Origin of the sequence: Devosia sp., assembly GCF_028290645.1 — a bacterium.
GTDB lineage: Bacteria > Pseudomonadota > Alphaproteobacteria > Rhizobiales > Devosiaceae > Devosia_A.
The window spans coordinates 1-17,362 of the sequence record NZ_JAQGJL010000134.1; the positions used below are offsets into that span (position 1 = coordinate 1).

At 65.7% G+C, this 17,362-nt stretch carries 24 protein-coding genes, 1 other RNA gene and 1 pseudogene; 5 read left to right on the top strand and 21 right to left on the bottom strand.

All coding sequences use genetic code 11. The features are described from left to right. The 6 genes and pseudogenes from JWQ89_RS07700 to tolQ all read right to left on the bottom strand — a co-directional run. A pseudogene (locus tag JWQ89_RS07700) lies at positions 1–757 on the bottom strand (hypothetical protein); the annotation flags it as partial. A gap of 191 nt (positions 758–948) precedes the next feature. Next, positions 949–1,440: a peptidoglycan-associated lipoprotein Pal gene (gene pal / locus JWQ89_RS07705; RefSeq protein ID WP_299639820.1), complete on the bottom strand. Its 492-nt coding sequence runs from the start codon at positions 1,438–1,440 to the stop codon at positions 949–951. A 316-nt stretch (positions 1,441–1,756) separates the two neighbouring features. After that, a complete protein-coding gene (gene tolB / locus JWQ89_RS07710; protein WP_299639822.1) occupies positions 1,757–3,064 on the bottom strand; it encodes a Tol-Pal system beta propeller repeat protein TolB in 1,308 nt (435 codons plus the stop codon). Positions 3,065–3,102: 38 nt separating this feature from the next. Continuing rightward, complete coding sequence (locus tag JWQ89_RS07715; protein ID WP_299639824.1) at positions 3,103–4,185, bottom strand: hypothetical protein; 1,083 nt, start codon at positions 4,183–4,185, stop codon at positions 3,103–3,105. Positions 4,186–4,189: 4 nt separating this feature from the next. Next, positions 4,190–4,651: a protein TolR gene (gene tolR / locus JWQ89_RS07720; RefSeq protein ID WP_299639825.1), complete on the bottom strand. Its 462-nt coding sequence runs from the start codon at positions 4,649–4,651 to the stop codon at positions 4,190–4,192. After that, positions 4,651–5,355 carry a protein TolQ gene (gene tolQ / locus JWQ89_RS07725; protein ID WP_299639864.1) on the bottom strand — a complete coding sequence of 235 codons (705 nt, stop codon included), beginning with the start codon at positions 5,353–5,355 and terminating at the stop codon, positions 4,651–4,653. The genes tolR and tolQ overlap by 1 nt, the downstream gene beginning before the upstream one ends. 301 nt (positions 5,356–5,656) lie before the next feature. On the opposite strand from tolQ, the gene JWQ89_RS07730 reads away from it, so the two are divergent. Both JWQ89_RS07730 and JWQ89_RS07735 read left to right on the top strand, forming a co-directional pair. Continuing rightward, positions 5,657–6,097, top strand: coding sequence for a CHRD domain-containing protein (locus tag JWQ89_RS07730; protein WP_299639827.1), 441 nt, complete (start codon positions 5,657–5,659; stop codon positions 6,095–6,097). Between the two features lie 135 nt (positions 6,098–6,232). Then, positions 6,233–6,673 (top strand): CHRD domain-containing protein, encoded by a 441-nt coding sequence (locus JWQ89_RS07735; protein ID WP_299639829.1) that lies wholly within the window; start codon positions 6,233–6,235, stop codon positions 6,671–6,673. A gap of 51 nt (positions 6,674–6,724) precedes the next feature. Here the strand turns inward: JWQ89_RS07735 and JWQ89_RS07740 are convergent, their stop codons facing one another. Genes JWQ89_RS07740 through ruvC form a run of 7 tightly spaced genes read right to left on the bottom strand, consistent with a single transcriptional unit; the run spans position 6,725 to position 10,508 of the window. After that, positions 6,725–7,120 carry a YbgC/FadM family acyl-CoA thioesterase gene (locus JWQ89_RS07740; protein WP_299639831.1) on the bottom strand — a complete coding sequence of 132 codons (396 nt, stop codon included), beginning with the start codon at positions 7,118–7,120 and terminating at the stop codon, positions 6,725–6,727. Positions 7,121–7,122: 2 nt separating this feature from the next. Further along, positions 7,123–7,620, bottom strand: coding sequence for an NUDIX domain-containing protein (locus JWQ89_RS07745; protein ID WP_299639833.1), 498 nt, complete (start codon positions 7,618–7,620; stop codon positions 7,123–7,125). Next, a complete protein-coding gene (ruvB, locus tag JWQ89_RS07750) occupies positions 7,617–8,654 on the bottom strand; it encodes a Holliday junction branch migration DNA helicase RuvB (protein WP_299639835.1) in 1,038 nt (345 codons plus the stop codon). The genes JWQ89_RS07745 and ruvB overlap by 4 nt, the downstream gene beginning before the upstream one ends. Further along, positions 8,651–9,046 (bottom strand): type II toxin-antitoxin system VapC family toxin, encoded by a 396-nt coding sequence (locus JWQ89_RS07755; protein ID WP_299639837.1) that lies wholly within the window; start codon positions 9,044–9,046, stop codon positions 8,651–8,653. The genes ruvB and JWQ89_RS07755 overlap by 4 nt, the downstream gene beginning before the upstream one ends. Beyond that, positions 9,043–9,339, bottom strand: coding sequence for an AbrB/MazE/SpoVT family DNA-binding domain-containing protein (locus tag JWQ89_RS07760; RefSeq protein WP_299639839.1), 297 nt, complete (start codon positions 9,337–9,339; stop codon positions 9,043–9,045). Before JWQ89_RS07760 ends, JWQ89_RS07755 begins: the two co-directional genes overlap by 4 nt. Before the next feature lie 54 nt (positions 9,340–9,393). Further along, positions 9,394–10,008: a Holliday junction branch migration protein RuvA gene (gene ruvA, locus JWQ89_RS07765; RefSeq protein ID WP_299639841.1), complete on the bottom strand. Its 615-nt coding sequence runs from the start codon at positions 10,006–10,008 to the stop codon at positions 9,394–9,396. Then, positions 10,005–10,508 carry a crossover junction endodeoxyribonuclease RuvC gene (ruvC, locus tag JWQ89_RS07770; protein WP_299639842.1) on the bottom strand — a complete coding sequence of 168 codons (504 nt, stop codon included), beginning with the start codon at positions 10,506–10,508 and terminating at the stop codon, positions 10,005–10,007. Before ruvC ends, ruvA begins: the two co-directional genes overlap by 4 nt. A gap of 171 nt (positions 10,509–10,679) precedes the next feature. Between ruvC and JWQ89_RS07775 the strand changes: the two genes are divergently transcribed. Beyond that, a complete protein-coding gene (locus tag JWQ89_RS07775) occupies positions 10,680–11,453 on the top strand; it encodes a GGDEF domain-containing protein (protein WP_299639844.1) in 774 nt (257 codons plus the stop codon). Here JWQ89_RS07775 and JWQ89_RS07780 read toward each other — a convergent pair whose 3' ends face one another. The 6 genes from JWQ89_RS07780 to JWQ89_RS07805 form a co-directional block, all read right to left on the bottom strand. Continuing rightward, on the bottom strand, positions 11,454–12,200 hold the full coding sequence (locus tag JWQ89_RS07780; protein ID WP_299639846.1) for a YebC/PmpR family DNA-binding transcriptional regulator: 747 nt from the start codon (positions 12,198–12,200) through the stop codon (positions 11,454–11,456). It abuts the gene before it with no gap. A gap of 105 nt (positions 12,201–12,305) precedes the next feature. Then, a complete protein-coding gene (locus tag JWQ89_RS07785) occupies positions 12,306–13,121 on the bottom strand; it encodes a TIGR00282 family metallophosphoesterase (RefSeq protein ID WP_299639847.1) in 816 nt (271 codons plus the stop codon). Next, positions 13,118–13,711, bottom strand: a complete 594-nt coding sequence (locus JWQ89_RS07790; RefSeq protein ID WP_299639849.1) for a 5-formyltetrahydrofolate cyclo-ligase — start codon at positions 13,709–13,711, stop codon at positions 13,118–13,120. Before JWQ89_RS07790 ends, JWQ89_RS07785 begins: the two co-directional genes overlap by 4 nt. 19 nt (positions 13,712–13,730) lie before the next feature. Then, a non-coding RNA gene (gene ssrS, locus JWQ89_RS07795) (6S RNA) lies at positions 13,731–13,887 on the bottom strand. Between the two features lie 80 nt (positions 13,888–13,967). Continuing rightward, positions 13,968–14,264, bottom strand: a complete 297-nt coding sequence (locus tag JWQ89_RS07800; RefSeq protein ID WP_299639851.1) for a type II toxin-antitoxin system RelE/ParE family toxin — start codon at positions 14,262–14,264, stop codon at positions 13,968–13,970. After that, the gene (locus tag JWQ89_RS07805) at positions 14,254–14,511 is read right to left on the bottom strand and encodes a type II toxin-antitoxin system ParD family antitoxin (protein WP_299639853.1); all 258 of its coding nucleotides are present in this window, start codon (positions 14,509–14,511) and stop codon (positions 14,254–14,256) included. The genes JWQ89_RS07800 and JWQ89_RS07805 overlap by 11 nt, the downstream gene beginning before the upstream one ends. 84 nt (positions 14,512–14,595) lie before the next feature. Here JWQ89_RS07805 and JWQ89_RS07810 point away from each other — a divergent pair, with 84 nt between their 5' ends. Then, positions 14,596–15,525: a lytic transglycosylase domain-containing protein gene (locus tag JWQ89_RS07810; protein ID WP_299639855.1), complete on the top strand. Its 930-nt coding sequence runs from the start codon at positions 14,596–14,598 to the stop codon at positions 15,523–15,525. Here JWQ89_RS07810 and zapA read toward each other — a convergent pair. Both zapA and JWQ89_RS07820 read right to left on the bottom strand, forming a co-directional pair. Beyond that, on the bottom strand, positions 15,522–15,899 hold the full coding sequence (gene zapA / locus JWQ89_RS07815; RefSeq protein WP_299639857.1) for a cell division protein ZapA: 378 nt from the start codon (positions 15,897–15,899) through the stop codon (positions 15,522–15,524). The genes JWQ89_RS07810 and zapA overlap by 4 nt on opposite strands. A 1-nt stretch (position 15,900) precedes the next feature. After that, a complete protein-coding gene (locus tag JWQ89_RS07820) occupies positions 15,901–16,191 on the bottom strand; it encodes a DUF4164 family protein (RefSeq protein ID WP_299639860.1) in 291 nt (96 codons plus the stop codon). Between the two features lie 193 nt (positions 16,192–16,384). On the opposite strand from JWQ89_RS07820, the gene JWQ89_RS07825 reads away from it, so the two are divergent. Beyond that, positions 16,385–17,362, top strand: a 978-nt coding sequence (locus JWQ89_RS07825; RefSeq protein ID WP_299639862.1) for a 1-deoxy-D-xylulose-5-phosphate synthase N-terminal domain-containing protein, incomplete at its 3' end; no start/stop codon positions are given.

Genomic DNA, 17,362 nt, shown 5'->3' on the forward strand with positions numbered 1-17,362 from the left:
CGTCGGGATAGAGCGCCACGAACTGCTGGAACTGGTCCTCGGCAAAGGCGTAGTCGCCGCGGGTGATGGCGTCGTACCCCGCCTCGTACTGGGCCTTGGCGTCACCGGTGGAGATTTTGCCGCCGCCCAGCGACAGATCGAGCGGCCGCGCCGCGTCGATGCTGAGCTGGTCCTCGGGCACCGTGCCGAGCTGGTCGATGCCACCCTTCAGCAGCGGGTCGGCGGAATCGCCGAGGCTGTCCATCGGCTCGCCATTGAGGTCGGCCAGCGGCAGGTTGTCGATCGACGTGCCTGCGGCCGGCGCTTCTGGTGTAGCGGCGACGGCGGGAGCTTGTTGGGCCGGGGTCTGCGGCAGCGTGGCGGACGGCGTCGCGCCGTCAGTTGGCGCTGCCGCCTGGGGTTTTCCCCCAGCACCGCCTTCCAGCTGCTGGAAGCGGAACTCGTTGTCCTCGGTCTGCTTGGCGAGCTGCGTCTGCATCTGGGTGAGCTGGAACTCCAGCCCTTCGACCCGGCCGGTGAGCGTGCGGATCAGTTCCTCGAGGTCCTGGATGCGGACCAGCAGCTCGGCGCTCGATTGCTGGTTCTGCGCCACGTGGATGCGGGTCTGGGCGATCGCCCTCGGCGGCAGCGGCGCCGTGGGGTCGACCGTCAGCGGTCCGGTGGCGGCGAGGGCGGGAGCGGCCAGCGCCGAGGCAAGCAGTGTCGCGAGAAACGCGGGCCGGAAGGCCGATCCGCGCGTTGGGGGGCGTTTCACCATCAATGCTCCGTCGGGTACAGAAAGGGACAGCAGGGCTGCACGACGCTCGATTAACGCAGGATTTCGACAAAAAGAAAGCGCCGGGCCCAAATACGCGGCACCCGGCGCTCTTGCCTCCAGTACGAACAAGCTTCGGGGATTACGCGCGAGATGCCGCGTGGCCGCGGTCTCCGCCCCGAAGCCCGCTCAAGCTATTGTACCACCGTCACAGCACGGCGGTTTTGTGACCAGCACGAAATATCGTTGCAGATGGCCACAGGTCGCTCCTTGCCGAACGACTTCGAGGAGAGCCGCCGGGCGTCGACACCCTTCGAGGTCAGGTAGTTCACCACGATCGAGGCGCGGCGGGCGCCGAGCGCGATATTGTACTCGCGCGTGCCGCGTTCGTCGGCGTGGCCTTCGATCATGATGCGGTAATTGGTGTAGCGGTTGAGCCACTGCGCCTGCTTGTCCAGCGTGGTCATGGCGGTGGGCGTCAGGTTCGAGGAATCGGTCTCGAAGAAGACGCGGTCGCCGACGCTGACCAGGAATTCCTGCTGGCTGCCGGGGGCGCCGCCGCCGGGCCCGAGATTGCCGACACCGGTAGCGCCAGCGCCATTGCGTGAACAGGCCGCCACAGCGACCACGAGGACCACCAGCGCGGCAGCACGCAGCACGGCGATTAGGGGCGTTACAGAACGCATCCGGGTTGATCTCCTGATCGGAAGGATTTGAGGAGTGATTTTTACCGCTGGTAATCTTAAGGCGGGGTTTTCGCGCTTGGTTAATTGTTGGTCATTGGGGCGCGAATGTGGCTGAATTCCTGGGGTTTCCGTTGTGTTGCCGGGAGGACACGAACGGAGTCGAGAGGCCGGTGGCTGTGGACCCCCACCCCTGTCCCCTCCCCCTACTGGGGAGGGAGACCAGAACATTGCGCCCGGTGTTTGCGTCTCCCTCCCCATTCTTAGGGGGAGAGGACAGGTCGGGGTCCCCACGCACCGGGCCTCCCCGTCCTGACCATCACCCCCTCAGCGGCGACCAGCTCGGGTCCGAGGCGAACGACTCCGTCGGCAGCGACAGTTCGTTCCGGCCCCAGATGTCGATCGACCACAGGGCCGGGCCGGCATCGCCGCCCGGATCGCGGAAGAAGCCGATGACTCGGCCGTTGGGGGCCCAGGTCGGGCCCTCCTGCACCTGGCCGGAGGAGGAGAGGATGCGCTCGCCCGAGCCGTCGGGCTTCATGATGCCGATGTGGAACTGGCCGCCCGACTGACGGGTGTAGGCGATGAGATCTCCCACCGGCGACCAGACGGGGGTCGAGTAGCTGCCCTCGCCATACGAGATGCGCTGCGCCCCGCCGCCGCCGGCGCCCATGATGTAGATCTGTGGGCTGCCGCCGCGATCGCTTTCGAACACGATGCGTGAACCGTCGGGCGAATAGCACGGCGAAGTGTCGATGGCCGCGCCGCTGGTGAGCTGGGTGGGACTGTTGCCGCCGAGGCCCACCGAATAGATGTTGGTGGTGCCGCCGTTGGAGACCGAAAACACCACATTGGTGCCGTCGGGCGAGAACTGCGGGGCGAACGACATCGGCGCGCCGTTGATCAGCTTCTTCGATTCGCCCCCGAGCCCGGCATAGTAGACCTGCGGGTTGCCGTCCTCGTAGGAGGTGAACACCACGCTGTCGCCACGCGGCGAGATCTTGGGCCCTAGCGTCAGCGACTTGCCCGAACTCAGGTACTGCACGTTGGCGCCGTCCTGGTCCATGATGGCGAGGCGCTTGACGCGGTTGGCCTTGGGGCCGCTCTCGGCGACATAGAGCACCCGCGTATCGAAATAGCCCGTACCGCCCGAGAGCGAGGCATAGATCGCGTCGGAGACGATGTGGGCGATTCGGCGATAGTTCTGCGCGTCGGTGCGATAGGACTTGCCCACCACCTGCGCCGCCGCCTGGGTGTCCCAGACGCGGACCTGCGACGAGACTTCCGCGCCCCGCTCCACCGAGCCCATCACCAGCGCATCGACCGTGGCGGCGCGCCAAGCGGCAAAATCCGGCTCGTTGGTCACGTCGCCCACCCGGATCGGCAGCGAGGCCGGGTCCATGGGAACGAACAGCCCCGAGCGCTTGAGGTTGTTGCGCACGATCTCGGCGATCTCGGCGCCGAAGGCCGGGTCGGACGAGGCGAAATCCGGGATGGCGATCGGCAGCGGCGTGAAATTGCCGCCGGTGACGACGATCTCGACCAGGGCCTGCGAAGGGGTGGCGAGCGCGAGAGCGCCACCGGCGAGGCCGAGTTTCAGCGCATTGCGCCGGGTGATCAGGGTCATCTTACGTCTCCATGGGTTCTGTATAGCGGAGAGCTCACTCAGAACTCCCGCGCTGCGAATTGCGCTCTGACGTCCTGGCCCATCGCCATCGTGAACGGGCCGCAGCGCTGTAACGCACGCGACACGGCGCGGGCATAGGCATCTTCGATCGGATTGGCGGGCGAGCTCGTCATCTGCGGTTGCCCGGTAAGCATGCCGTCCGGGCCGATCGAGAACGTGAACTCGGCGCGTGCGTCGGCATCCTCGGCTCCCGCCGGCAGCGTGATGCAGGAGCGGATCTGCGCCACCAGCGCGCCGATCTCGGATTGGCTGAGGGTCGCCGAGCGGCCGTCTTCCTTGCCGAGGGTGGGCTCGCCCCCTGCCCCGGTGGTGGCGCCGCGCGACTCTTCGTTGTTGATGAGGTTGGCGACCTCGTCGGCGACCTTGGCCGCGTCGTCGGCATTGGCCTGCTCGATGCGCTGCTTTTCCTCGGCCGCCTTGCGCTTCTTTTCTTCCTCGGCCTTCTTCTTTGCCGCTTCGGCCTTGGCCTTGTCCTCGGCCTGCTTCTGCTTTTCGGCCGCCTGCTGCTGCTTGAACTCGGCCCGCTTCTGGTCGAGCGAGGCGGTGTGCATCCTCGGCGTCGGCGCCGTCTCGGCGGGATCGGGCGTGACTTCGGGCGTGGCGACCGGGGTCGGTTCGGGAACCGGCTCGGGCGGCGGCTCCGCGACCGGTTCCGGCGGCGGCTCGACTGCCGGACGTTCGGCCGGGGCCGGCGCCACCTCGGGCTCCGGTTGCGGCGTGGGCTCGGCTGCGGCCTGCGGCGCGGGCGCCGTGTTCTCGGTCGGGGCGGGCGTCGGGTCCGGGTTATCCTGCGGTGTCGGCTGGTCTTCCTGCGTATTGCCGGTCGGCTGCGCCAGTTCGGCGGGCTTGACGTCGGGCACTACCGCCGGCGTCTCGGTCTCGACGATGGTGCTGTCGAGCGAGCCCATGCGGATGTTGGAGAACTCCGACATCGGCACGAGGTCCACGGCGATCGATTCGACCGGCGTCGCATCCAGCGGCCGCCCCATGCCGATGCCGACGATCGCGAGAACGATCAGTCCGGCATGCGCGATGGTGGAGACCGTGAACCCGGTGCGCATCAGCTCACTGGACCTGTTGCTGGGCCTGTTCCGTGATGAGGCCGATCCTGGAATATCCGGCGCCCGACAGCGCGCCCATCACCTGCATCACCGAGCCGTAATTGGCGGCAAGATCGCCGCGCACATAGATGCGGTCCTCGGTGCCGTTGACGGCCACCGCCGCGACCTTTGTCGTGAGGTCGTCGATGGTCACCGGCTCGTCGCCCAGAAAGATGGCGCCCGCATTGGTGACCGAGATGGTGATCGGCTTCTGCTCGGTGTTGAGTTGCTTGGCCTGTGTCTGCGGCAGATCGATCGGCACGCCGACCGTCATCAGCGGCGCTGCCACCATGAAGACGATCAGCAGCACCAGCATCACGTCGACCATCGGGGTCACGTTGATGTCGCTCATCGGCTTGTTGCCGCCACCGCGCCGCCGGCCACGCCGCCGGCCGCCGCCACCCCCGCCTGCAACTGCCATCGCCATCAGCGGGCACCCCGCGCTTCGAGCTGCCGGCTGAGAATGGTCGAGAACTCGTCGGCAAACCCTTCGAGCCGGCCGATCAGCTTGTTGGCGTCACCCGAGAGCTTGTTATAGGCGATCACCGCCGGAATAGCGGCGAGCAGGCCGAGCGCCGTGGCGAACAGCGCTTCGGCGATCGGCCCGGCGACGACCGAGAGGTTCGTGCTGGACGCGGCCGAGATGGCAGTGAATGCGTTCATGATTCCCCATACCGTGCCAAAGAGGCCAATGAAGGGCGAGGCGGAGCCCACGGTAGCAAGGAAGCCCAGGCGCTTCTCGAGATTTTCGCTCTCGCGGCTGATCGCTACGTCGAGCACCTTGTCGAGCCGGCCCTGCACGCCCACGAACGACGAGGCGTTCTGCTCGTGGCTGCGCTTCCATTCCTTCATCGCCGCGACGAACACCGCGCCCAGCCCCATGGCCGGCTTCTCGCTCATCTGCTGGTAGAGTTCCTCGAGCGACTGGCCCGACCAGAACACCCGCTCGAACCGGTTCATCTCACGCTTGGCGCGGCCGTACAGCATGGACTTGTCGACGATGATCGCCCAGCACCAGACCGAGGCCGCGAGGAGCCCGATCATCACCGTCTTGACCACGAGATCAGCCTGCCAGAACAGCGCCCAGATCGAAAGGTCGGCATGCGGAGCAACCGTGCCGACGGCATCCATGGCTTCCATATAAGGGTCCTTCTCAGTCCGGCCCCGGCAACCGAAACCTGATCGTCGGGTCGATGCGGTTCAAATTTGTCAAATTTAAGAGAAAAGCCCGGATTCCCGGACCTTTGGCCACGTCCCCGGTGCACTGCCTTACTTATGGTCAAGCAAACGTTAACAAAGCGATTCTTTGCACTTGCCTGATCGCGGCAGATGAGCGCAGCGCAACTGCTTGGCGGCTTGGGCATTGCTCTGTTGGCCGCTCGGCCGGGGGCTTCGGGTGTCCGTCCATTGCATGAACGAAAGGAGCCCCCCAATGCATCTCAACCTGAAACCCAGCGTAATCGCGGCCACGGCAGTTCTCGCTGTCTCGATGACGGCGGCAGGCGCGGCACCCGTGACCTTCACCGCCGATCTCAACGGCGCCGCAGCGGTGCCACCGACGGATTCGACTGGCACCGGCAAGCTGGAAGCCACGTACGACAACGCCACCGGGCTCTTTACCTGGAACGTCACCTACCAGGGCCTGAGCGGGGACGTGACCGGGGCCCAGTTCCACGGCCCGGCCGCGGCAGGCGAGAGCGCCCCGGTAGTCCTCCCCGTCCAGCAACGGCTACGCAACCCGATCGCGGGCAATGCCTCCCTGAGCAACACCCAGCTCGACCAATTGCGGGCTGGGCAGTGGTACTTCAACATCGTCACGGCGAAGTTCCGCAACGGGGAAATCCGCGGCCAGGTCATGCCTGCCGCGAACTAAAGGGATCGCCCGGTCGGCGCGCCGGCGCCGGCGTGCCGGGGCAGCGCAACTGTCTTGCTGCCGGCGCGTTCTGTTCGTTGGTCGCCGTTCGGGGGTTCGCGGCGATCCATTACCACAACGAAAAGGGAGATCCCCATGCATCTCAACCTGACACGCAGCCTGCTCGCAGCATCGGCGATACTCGCCCTCTCGGCGATGCCGGCGTTCGCGGCAACGGTGAACTTCACCGCCGACCTCAACGCCGCCCAGGTGGTGCCGCCGACCGATTCGACCGGCACCGGAAAGGCCCAGGTCACGCTCGATACCGTCAGCAAGGAGCTCACCTGGAACGTGACCTATGAAGGCCTGAGCGGCGCCGTGACCGCCGCCCACTTCCACGGCCCGGCCGCGGTTGGCGCGAACGCCCCGGTGGTCGTGCCCTTCGCCGATCCGCTGACCAGCCCGATCAAGGGCAGCACCACGCTGACCGACGAGCAGATCACCCAGCTGCAGGGTGGCATGTGGTACATCAACCTCCATACGGAGAAGTTCCCCGACGGCGAGATCCGTGGCCAGGTGACCCCCGCCGCGATGTAGGTCCGCAGCCGCAGGCAAATCCTCGGGTCGCCGGGCAACCGGCGGCCTTCTCTATGGCTTGAACAATTCGGCCAGATCGCGCGGCATCCGCGCCACCCCGCCGCTGGTCTTGATCGCCACCACCTGCACCTCGGCCCGCGTGATCTCGACCCCGTCGCGGGCGATCGACTGCACGAGGTTGAGCCGCGCCGGAGTCATCGAGGCGACCTGGGTACTCACCTCGAGCAGATCGTCGATATGCGCCGCCGCCTTGAAGTCGATGGTCATCGAGCGCACGGCAAACGCGATCCCGTCCTTCACTAGTTCCGAGTGGTGCACCCCGCGCTCGCGCAGGAACTCGGTCCGCGCCCGCTCGAAGAAATGCAGGTACGCCGCGTGGTAGACGTTACCGGAGAAGTCGGTGTCCTCGTAGTAGACCCGGACGGTGAAGTGGCTGGGGTCTGACATCGTCATTCCGACCACACGAGATGCCGGACCGGGCTTGATGTGGCGGAAATCAGGTCGCACAGGGCGTCTGGCCTAAAGTTGCTGGCCCGGAGCATCTCGGCCTCAGCTCTCACCCATTTGAACTCGATCTCGCCAACGCCATCTAGGCTACGATGACAGACCTCGCCATCGACGCGAAACGGAAAGCTCTCCGGCAGACTGGCCGAGAAGTAGTACGCCAGCTCGTGCCAGCGCTGCCCGTCAAGGGCAAAGAAGTTCTCGAGGACGATGGCGAGATCACCAATCTCGCCTTGCGTGCCAAGCTCCTCGACGATCTCACGCTCGACGGCCTCTCGAGTGGATTCGCCCCATTCGACCCGTCCGCCCGGTAGGTACCAAACCGTTTCCCGTACACCGCGAGTCACAAGTACGTGCCCCTCCCGCAGGATGATCGCGGCGGCGCGAAAATTGAAGCGTCCGGCAGGCGTGTCGTAGCTGATCATTTGGCGGCCGTCGCTCACTCCTCCCCCTCCTCGAACAGGCTCCCCTGCATCCCCACGAACCCCTGCGGCAGGCTGAGGCCGAGGTGCTGGAAAGCCAGCGCCGTCAGCATGCGGCCGCGCGGGGTGCGCTGGATGAAGCCCTGCTGGATCAGGTAGGGCTCGACGATCTCCTCGAGCGCGTCGCGCGGTTCGCTCAGCGCCGCGGCCATGGTCTCGATCCCGACCGGCCCGCCGCCGTAGAACTCGGCGATGGTCCTGAGGTAGCGCCTGTCGAGTTGGTCGAGGCCGCGCGCATCGACGTCGAGCCGCAGCAGCGCCTTGTCGGCCACCGAGCGGGTGATCTCCCTGGCGCCGTCGACCAGCGCGAAATCGGTGACCCGCCGCAGCAGCCGGCCGGCAATGCGCGGCGTGCCGCGCGATCGGCGGGCGACTTCCATTGCCCCGTCCGGCGCCATGCCGACGCCGAGCAGCCGCGCCGCGCGCTCGACGATCTTCACCAGTTCCTCGGGCGTGTAGAAATTCAGCCGGATCGGGATGCCGAAGCGGTCGCGCAGCGGCGTGGTCAACAGACCGGCGCGGGTGGTAGCGCCGACCAGCGTGAATTTGGCGAGGTCGATCCGCACCGAGCGGGCCGCAGGCCCCTCGCCGATGAGGAGATCGAGCTGATAATCCTCCATGGCCGGATAGAGGATTTCCTCGATTGCCGGATTGAGCCGGTGGATCTCATCGATGAACAGCACATCGCGTTCTTCGAGATTGGTGAGGAGCGCCGCGAGATCCCCCGCCTTGGCGATCACCGGCCCCGAGGTCGCCCGGAACCCTACCCCGAGCTCGCGCGCCACGATCTGCGCCAGCGTGGTCTTGCCCAACCCCGGCGGGCCGACGAAGAGCACGTGATCGAGCGCCGTGCCCCGGTGCTTCGCCGCCTTGATGAACACCTCGAGATTGGCCCGTGCCTCGGCCTGCCCGATGAACTCGGAAAAGCCCGACGGACGGAGCGAGACGTCGAGCGGGTCGTCGCGACCGGCATGGGCGGAGCTGAGATCGGTCACTTGAGGAGTTCCATGCCGGGGACATATTTCGCGGCGGCGACGTCGAAGGTGACCGTTCGCGATGCTCCCGCCAGTTCCCCCGCCCGGGCGATCAGCAGGTCTGAGAAATCGATCCGCGCCCGCGTGAAATTGGCGAGCGCCCACTCAATGAGATCGCGGTTCTCGAGCACGAAATCATCGGAGTCGAGCATCCATCCGATGCCCTGAGCGATTTGGCCGAAGTCGTACTTGTACCTGCGCCGCAACACCCAGGCGAACTCGGCCACAACCAAGAGCGAGACGTAAGCCGGGTCGGCAGACGAACGCTTGGCGAAGAACGCTATGGAAGCCTCACGTTGAGGCTCAACTGGCACGAACAGCCGCACCAGAATATTCGTGTCTACGCCGATCATCGCTTCAGTGAACGTTCGTACCGGTCAACGATGGCTGCACCAATTGCCTCGTTCATCTCCTCAACCGTAACATGCGTGTCCCCGCTGGGCGGCGGTCCAAGAATGCCGTCCAAGTCGATTGCCCGCAGTTTCCGCGGCTTCACCGTGACTTTGCCATCGTCCACGATCCACTCCATCTGCGATCCCTCTTCCAGGCCGAGAAAATCCCGCACTTCCTTAGGGACGGTGGTTTGCCCCTTGCTGGTTACCTTACCTGTATATCTAGTCCTTGCAGAAGCAGATTTCCCAGCCATGGCACGATCTCCTTACCTTGGCACAATAGTAAGGAATAGCCTGCCGCGCAAGGATCAACTGCTCAATTCCCTGAGCCCCAGCCGGATCAGCTTGTCCGTCGCCACCCCATCGCCCTCGCGTCCCACCACCCGAGCTACCGCGGCCGAGGCCTGTGCGCTCGAGTAGCCGAGATTGGTCAGCGCCGAGACCGCATCCGAGACGTTACCCGCCGCGACCCCCTCGCCCAGCGCCGCCTGCAGCCCGAGCACGCCCGCGTCGATGGCGCCCGCCGGGGCCTTGCCCTTCAGTTCCGTGACGATGCGCACGGCCAATTTCGGCCCGACGCCGTTGGCGCGGCCGACCATCGCCTTGTCCTGCAATGCAATGGCGCTCGCCAGCTCGGACGGGGTGAGCACGGATAGGATGGCAAGCGCCACGCGGCTGCCCACCCCCTGCACCGTCATCAGCGTCGTGAACCAGGCCTTCTCCGCCTCGGTGAAGAAGCCGTAGAGCCGGATCATGTCCTCGCGGACGATCATCTCGGTATGGACCACCGCCGCGTGGCCGACCTGCGGCAGCGCCGCCAGTGTCTTGGACGAACAGAACGTCTCGTAGACGACGCCGTTGACGTCGAGATGGACGAAATCGTCGCCGAACCCGTCGACGAGACCCTTGAGCTTGCCGATCATGCCGGCACGCCAAGCTTGCGGATGGCCCGGTGGTGCGCATGGCAGATGGCAATGGCGAGCGCATCGGCGGCATCGGGGCCCTTGAAGGTGGCCGTGGGCAACAGGATCCTGATCATCATCTGCACCTGGGCTTTCTCGGCGTGGCCGGTGCCGACCACCGATTTCTTGATGAGGTTGGCGGCATACTCGCCTACCGGCAGGCCGCGCAGCGCCGGCGTCATCAGCACCACGCCGCGGGCCTGGCCGAGTTGCAGCGCCGAACGCGCGCCGGCGGAGACGAACGTCTCCTCGACCGCCGCTTCCTCGGGTGCATATTCGTCGAGCACGGCCACGATGCCGCGATGCAGTTCGACCAGCCGGTCGGCCAGCGAACCTTCCACCGGGGGAGTTACGGTACCGCAGGCAACGAAACCCAGCCGGTTGCCGGAGCTTTCGATAACCCCCCAGCCACAGCGCCTGAGCCCCGGATCGATCCCGATGATTCGCACAGTTTCCGCCATTGCCGAGGTTTAGGACACGGCGCCTAGCCTACCAAGGGTTTTGTGAACGAAACGGAAACGATATACCGGAATAGGTTCGATCGATAAAATCCAACCGGACGGCTTGAGGCGGTCTCAACCCGCGCCGTTTAGTCTCGCTACCTGTGCGCAGGAGTGCCGAGGACGCGAGCGATGGATTTTCCGCCCACCGGCAGGGGCCGCGTTTATCTCTGGACGGCGCTCGGAACGCTCGGCTGCGTAGCGGTTGCGCTGGTCGTCGATTCCTTCAACTTCCCCAATCTGAGCCCTGCAGCGCTTCGCCGTGCAATCGCCGTGGACGTGTTGGTGCCGATGGCGCTCGCCATCCCGCTCCTGTTCTACCTGCTCAGCAAGCTCCGTGAGCTTGCGATCGCCCACGAGCTGTTGCGCCGCCACGCCGCGACCGACAGCCTGACCGACCTGCTGAACCGCGCCGCCTTCACCCGCGAGGTCGAGGAGACGATGGCCGATGCGAGGTTCTCGGACGGCGGCATGCGCGGCACGCTGCTCGTCATCGATGCCGACAACTTCAAGGCAATCAACGATACGTTCGGGCACGAGCACGGCGACGCGGCGCTGCGGATCATCGCCTTCTCGATCCGCAGCGTGCTGCGCGCCGCCGACCTGGTAGGGCGGATCGGCGGCGAGGAATTCGCGGTCTACCTGCCCGGCACGACCGAGCTCATCGCCGAGGCCGTCGCCGAACGCATCCGCCTCGCGGTGCACGAGGCCGCGTTCGCTGCAGACGGCAAGCCGCACCAGTTGACGGTGAGCGTCGGCGGGGCGGTATTCGACCGCCACCTGCCCTTCACCGAGCTGTTCCGGATCGCCGACCAGCAGCTCTATGCCGCAAAGCAGAATGGACGAAACTGCACCGCAGTCTCGTCCATCGACCACTACGAGACGCTGCCGGCGGCAGCGGCCTGATCAGGCGTCGAGCTTGGCCATGTCCTCATCGCTGATGTCGAAATTGGTGTAGACGTTCTGCACGTCGTCATCCTCCTCGAGGAGGCTGATCATCTTCAGCAGCGTCCCGCCCTTTTCGGCATCGACCGGCACGCTGTTCTGCGGCTTCCAGACGAACTTGGCCGATTCCGGCTCGCCCAGCACCTTCTCCAGCGCGGCGGCGACTTCGCTCATGTTCTCGAACGAGGTGTAGATCCAGTGACCTTCTTCGTCACTCTCCACATCGTCGGCGCCGGCCTCGATGGCGGCTTCCATCACCTTGTCCTCACTGCCGGCCGTGGCCGGGTAGAAGATTTCGCCGACACGGTCGAACATGAAGCCGACGGAGTTGGTTTCGCCCAGGGCCCCGCCGTTCTTGGAGAAAGTCGAGCGTACGTTCGAGGCGGTGCGGTTGCGATTGTCGGTCAGCGCTTCGACGATCACGGCAACGCCGCCCGGGCCGTAGCCTTCGTAGCGGATCTCTTCGTAGTTCTCGGTGTCGGCGCCGCTCGCCTTCTTGATGGCGCGCTCGATGTTGTCGCGCGGCATGGACAGCGCGCGGGCGTTGGACACCGCAAGGCGGAGGCGCGAATTGAACGCCGGGTCGGGCACGCCGAGCTTGGCGGCCACGGTGATTTCTCGGGCGAGTTTCGAAAACACCTTGGAGCGCGCCGCGTCGGACTTACCCTTGCGGTGCATGATGTTCTTGGCGTGCGAATGGCCGGCCATGCGGTCACCCTTCGTGTCTTGAGGCTGAATTGGGTGGCCGCGCTTATAGTGAAATCGCAGCGGCTTGTGAAGTCAGGTCGCAAAGTCCGCCGCCGGCCGGTGTCATCAGAACGCCGGCTCGGCCTGCGCCAGCGATCCGCCCACCCGCACCGGAAACAGCCTGCTGACGAGCCCGGTCTTGGGGTCGGTCTCGAAGGCGACGCCTGACAGCGTCGCCTCGCCTTCGGCGGGGGTGAAGCGGCTTCTGGCGATGCCGGTGAGGAAGCGGTTGAGCGGCTCATCCACTTCGACTCCGATCACCGAGTCATAGTCGCCGCACATCCCGGCATCGGCCATCAGCGCCGTGCCGCCCTTGAGGATGCGGTGGTCGGCGGTGGGGATATGGGTGTGGGTGCCGACGACGAGGCTGACCTTGCCGTCGAGGAAATGCCCCATGGCCTGGATCTCCGACGTCGCTTCGGTATGGAAATCGAGGATGATGGCATCGGCCTGCTCGCCCAGCGGACAGGCCGCGACGGCCGTCTCCACCGCTCGGAACGGGTCGTCGACCGGGTCCATGAACACCCGGCCCTGTGCATTAATCACCAGCACCCGGTGGCCGTTGCGGCTCTCGTAGAGGTTGGCGCCGCGCCCCGGCGTCCCCGGCGCGAGGTTGATCGGGCGGAGCAGCGTCGGCTCGCGCTCGATATAGATCAGCGTGTCGCGCTGGTCGAAGGCGTGGTCGCCGAGGGTCACCACATCGGCGCCGGCCGCCTTGATCTCGGCGAAATGCCCCTCGGTGAGACCGCGCCCGTGGCTGGCATTCTCGCCGTTGATCACCACGAAGTCGAACTTGTGCTTGTCGACCAGCCCGGCCAGGCGGTCGGAAACGGCGTCCCGGCCGGACTTGCCGACCACGTCGCCGAGGAACAGGACTCTCACGAAGCAGGCGCCTTTTCGAAGTTGCGAACGCCTTGTTCGGTGACGATCGCGTCGAGCGGCACGTCGTGCGCATCGCGCGGGATGTGGTCCACTTCCTGCAACGCGAAGGCGAAGCCGATGAGCCGGGGGCGTCGCGCCAGCGATGCCAGCGTGCGGTCGTAGTAGCCGCCACCATAGCCAAGCCGCGTGCCGTGCTTGTCGAAGCCGAGCAGCGGCATGAGGATCACGTCGGGCGCTGCCCGCGGCGCTTCCTCGGCGGGGGCGAGGGTGCCGAAGCCCGCTTCATAGAGCGGCGCGCCATCTTCCCAGAGCCGCAACTCGAGCGGCTCCTCGTCGCCCAGCACAACCGGCAGGCAGACCGGCTGGCCGGCATCCATCAGTCGGGCAATCACGGTTTTCACGTCCATTTCGTCGCGTATCGGCCAATAGCCGGCGACCACCTCGCCCTTTTCGATCGGTACGCCCTGGAAGAAATGCCCCGCCGCCGCCTGGGCCGCTTCGAGCCGCATGGACGGATGGAACGCCGCCCGCTTCTTGTGCGCCATGGCGCGGAGCGCCGCTTTCGCCTCTTCGATCTTTACGTCGCTCATCGGGCTTTCTGGCGAGAATTCAGGTGCCGCCCTGGCCGTGGGATACAGATCCTGGGAACCTACTTACGTAGGTGGGCGCCGTATGTCCGAACCCACGGGTCCGGTCAGGTACAGCTCCCTTAAGGATCAGTACGGCCCCAGGGAAATAAGATCCAACACGCACCGGGCAGCGCATTCAATATAGGGCGGCGATACCGTTGGCGCAAAGCGGTTCTTTCCTTTTCCCGTGCGACGCTGCGAGCACAGCATTCAGTGGCTAAGGCCTGAGCCCCCGGCGCAGGTCCTGGCGACCGTGAAGTACGCGGACAATCAAGATCGTGTCGTCCGCCAGGATCGAGTAGATCACCGCGTGGACGCCATAGTGGTGAATTCGGACGCTCCTGCCCTGCTCAGTGCGTTCCCGGGCTGCCAGCGGATGGTTCTCTATCCAGCGAAAGCTGTCCAGCAAGCCATCGTAATACCGGTCGGCATGTGCTTCGCCGTGCTCGGCGATGCTCCGGCGATAGAGACTTTCGACGTCGCGGTCCGCCCGACGGGAAAGTCTATGACGCACGCTTGCGGCTCGCGGCTAGCTCGGTTTTCACATCGCGCCGGATATCCTCCATCGTGCGATCACTCACGCCGCTGTTGAACCCTTCTTCGATGAGGATGTTGAGCTCGGCAGTTGCTGCTGCTCGCTCCTGGTCCTCGCGAATGAGGTCCCTGATCAGGTCGCTGGCATTGGCATAACGCCCCGTCGCGACCTGCTTCTCCACCCATTCCTTCATCTTGCCGGGCAGCGATACATTCATTGTGGCCATGGAAAATCTCCTTTGGCGCAAACCTAGCAAAGATTGGCAAACTTTGCCAATTGTTCGCTTGCTCCGTTGTGCTAGCCTCCCACCATGCGCGGCAAACACCTGATCGGCCTCTGCCTTGCAATTGCCATCGCGGCGGGACGCTGCGCCGCTGAGGCTGCCGTGCCCGACGCCGAGCCGGAGAAACTCCGCTCCTGCTACTCCGCCCACCCCGGAGCCCCCTCATGGACCGCCGTGTGCATCCGGCAGGAGCAGTTCTTTCGCGATACCTGCGGCGCCATCGCCGTGTTCGCCTGGCGCGAGTCGCTGCCTGCCGGCTATTTCGCGCGGCTGATCTGGCAGGAGAGCCATTTCGACCCGTTCGCGCTGAGCACCGCCGGCGCGCAGGGCATCGCCCAGTTCATCCCCTCGACGGCTCGCCTGCGCGGCCTTCGCAACGCCTTCGACCCCACCGAGGCGCTGGCGAAATCGGCGGACTACCTGCGCTTCCTCACCGACAAATACGGCAATCTCGGCCTCGCCGCGGCGGCCTACAACGGCGGCGAAGGCCGCACTTCGCGCTATGTAGCGGCCGGCGGTTACCTGCCCTCCGAGACGCGTTACTATGTCGAACTGATCACCGGCCGCGATGCCGACGCCTGGCTCGCCGAGACTCCACCCGAAGTCGACTACGCCCTGGGCAAGGACACTCCGTTCATCGATGCCTGCGTGAAGATGGCCGAGGTCGAACGTGTCCCCAGTATGGATCGGCAGCCCGGTGAGTGGATGCCGTGGGGCGTGCTGGTGGCGCAGAATTTCTCGCAAGGCGTCGCCATCCGGCGCTTCGAGCGAGTGCAGGCCGCCTATCCCAAGGTCCTCGGTAAGGAGAAGCTGATGCTGCTGATGGCGCGCAACCCCAGCTTCGGCCCGCGGCTTCGGCACTACGCGATGATCGGGCGCCAGAACCGCGCCGAAGCCGACGAACTCTGCGCCCGGCTGCAGGCCGCCGGGGGGTCCTGCATCGTCAGGAAGAACTAGGCGCCGGCCGCCGCACCCGTCTCGTCAATCGCTGTCGATATCGCCTCGATCTTGCGGGCCGCCTCGTTCAGCCGCTTGGCGAACCGCCTCTCAAGCTCCTCGGCCTCCTGCGTCAGCGCTTGGCCGGCCTGGGTGAGGTTGGCGACGTCCTGTTTCAGCTCGGCGATGCGCCGCTCGGCTTCCCCGAGTTCGTCGATGACGGCGATCCCGGCCATCACCGTCAGTCGGTTGTCGCCGATCTCGCCGAACGTGCCCTTGAACTGCTCGATATGCTGGTTGAAGCGATCGGCGAGGCTGAGCAGGTGCTGCTCCTGCCCCTCTTCGCAGGCCATGCGGTACTTGCGGCCGTTGATGTCGACATTGACCTCGGGCATCTCAGCTGTCCTCTTTCGCCAGCACTTCGCGCACCGTTTCCATGGCGACGACGAGCCGCCGCGCCACTTCGGCGGAGCTGTCGTCGAGGCGCTTTGCCCTGGCGCTGACCTTGTCCAGCTCGGCCGCCAATCGCGAGCGTTCGCTCAGGAGCTTTTGAGTATCGGACTCGATCCGGCTATGCGCCCGCATCCGGCCATTGAGGCTGCGGACGCTCGCCTCGAGCCGGCCGAACGCCTTGTCGAGCCGGCTGGCGGCGGCTTCGTATCCATCCTCGGAGCTGTGCTCGGTCATTCCGACCCCCATCGCGGAAAAGGGCGATTCCACTTGGCACTATAGCGCAAAGCTTGCGTGACGTGGCAACGCCCCCCTCCGGCAGGCGACATTGACAGGTCAAAGGAACCTGCTAAGCCTCAACCCGCCTCGGCTGGAGGGTTCGAGGCGCCCGGTTTTGCGGGCTTTCTTCCCCTAAGCCGAGAGCACTCCGATGACCAACTCCGCCCAAGCCAACGACATGGCCAATGCCATCCGTTCCCTCGCCATGGATGCGGTGGAGAAAGCCAATTCCGGTCATCCGGGCCTGCCGATGGGCGTTGCCGATATCGCCACGGTGCTCTTCACCAAGGTAATGAAGTTCGATCCGAAGAACCCCTGGTGGCCCGATCGCGACCGCTTCATCCTCTCGGCCGGCCATGGCTCGATGCTGCTCTACGCTTCGCTCTATCTGCTCGGCTACGAGGAGATGACCATCGACCAGCTGAAGCAGTTCCGCCAGCTCGGCTCGAAGACCGCCGGCCATCCGGAATATCATTTCGCCCCCGGCATCGAGACCACCACGGGACCGCTTGGCCAGGGCCTCGGCAACTCGGTGGGTTTCGCCATTGCCGAGGCCAAGCTCGCGGCCGAGTTCGGTTCCGATCTCGTCGACCACTACACCTGGGTGGTCGCGGGCGACGGCTGCCTGATGGAGGGCATCAGCCAGGAGGCGATCTCGCTGGCCGGGCACCTCAAGCTCAACAAGCTCGTCGTCATCTGGGACAACAACAACATCACCATCGACGGCGCCGTCTCCAACGCCGACTCGACCGACCAGATCGCCCGCTTCGAGGCGGTGGGCTGGAACACCATCGAGATTGACGGCCACGACCAGGAGCAGATCGAAACCGCGCTCCTCGCGGCGCGGAAATCCGACAAGCCGATGCTGATCGCCGCCAAGACGACCATCGGCTTCGGGGCCCCCAAGAAGGCTGGCAGCCACGCGGTGCACGGCTCGCCGCTTGGTGCTGAGGAACTTGCCGGCGCCAAGGCGGCGCTCGGCATCGACTATCCGGCATTCGAGATCCCCGCGGAAACGCTCGAGATCTGGCGTGCCGCCGGCACCCGCTCGGCCAACGAGCGCGGCGCCTGGCGCGGTCGGCTGATGTCGGCCGAGGCGGGCCGCCGCACCGAGTTCGAACGCCGCCTC

Bases quoted from the DNA above. Each gene is read 5' to 3' on its own strand.
- JWQ89_RS07810 (WP_299639855.1), top strand. From the start codon at position 14,596: ATGCGCGGCAAACACCTGATCGGCCTCTGCCTTGCAATTGCCATCGCG.
- pal (WP_299639820.1), bottom strand. From the start codon at position 1,440: ATGCGTTCTGTAACGCCCCTAATCGCCGTGCTGCGTGCTGCCGCGCTG.
- JWQ89_RS07755 (WP_299639837.1), bottom strand. From the start codon at position 9,046: ATGATCGGCGTAGACACGAATATTCTGGTGCGGCTGTTCGTGCCAGTT.
- JWQ89_RS07760 (WP_299639839.1), bottom strand. From the start codon at position 9,339: ATGGCTGGGAAATCTGCTTCTGCAAGGACTAGATATACAGGTAAGGTA.
- JWQ89_RS07775 (WP_299639844.1), top strand. From the start codon at position 10,680: ATGGATTTTCCGCCCACCGGCAGGGGCCGCGTTTATCTCTGGACGGCG.
- JWQ89_RS07740 (WP_299639831.1), bottom strand. From the start codon at position 7,120: ATGTCAGACCCCAGCCACTTCACCGTCCGGGTCTACTACGAGGACACC.
- JWQ89_RS07780 (WP_299639846.1), bottom strand. From the start codon at position 12,200: ATGGCCGGCCATTCGCACGCCAAGAACATCATGCACCGCAAGGGTAAG.
- JWQ89_RS07820 (WP_299639860.1), bottom strand. From the start codon at position 16,191: ATGACCGAGCACAGCTCCGAGGATGGATACGAAGCCGCCGCCAGCCGG.
- ruvA (WP_299639841.1), bottom strand. From the start codon at position 10,008: ATGATCGGCAAGCTCAAGGGTCTCGTCGACGGGTTCGGCGACGATTTC.
- JWQ89_RS07805 (WP_299639853.1), bottom strand. From the start codon at position 14,511: ATGGCCACAATGAATGTATCGCTGCCCGGCAAGATGAAGGAATGGGTG.
- JWQ89_RS07730 (WP_299639827.1), top strand. From the start codon at position 5,657: ATGCATCTCAACCTGAAACCCAGCGTAATCGCGGCCACGGCAGTTCTC.
- JWQ89_RS07735 (WP_299639829.1), top strand. From the start codon at position 6,233: ATGCATCTCAACCTGACACGCAGCCTGCTCGCAGCATCGGCGATACTC.
- tolQ (WP_299639864.1), bottom strand. From the start codon at position 5,355: ATGGATGCCGTCGGCACGGTTGCTCCGCATGCCGACCTTTCGATCTGG.
- ruvC (WP_299639842.1), bottom strand. From the start codon at position 10,508: ATGGCGGAAACTGTGCGAATCATCGGGATCGATCCGGGGCTCAGGCGC.
- tolB (WP_299639822.1), bottom strand. From the start codon at position 3,064: ATGACCCTGATCACCCGGCGCAATGCGCTGAAACTCGGCCTCGCCGGT.
- JWQ89_RS07790 (WP_299639849.1), bottom strand. From the start codon at position 13,711: ATGAGCGACGTAAAGATCGAAGAGGCGAAAGCGGCGCTCCGCGCCATG.
- JWQ89_RS07715 (WP_299639824.1), bottom strand. From the start codon at position 4,185: ATGCGCACCGGGTTCACGGTCTCCACCATCGCGCATGCCGGACTGATC.
- tolR (WP_299639825.1), bottom strand. From the start codon at position 4,651: ATGGCGATGGCAGTTGCAGGCGGGGGTGGCGGCGGCCGGCGGCGTGGC.
- zapA (WP_299639857.1), bottom strand. From the start codon at position 15,899: ATGCCCGAGGTCAATGTCGACATCAACGGCCGCAAGTACCGCATGGCC.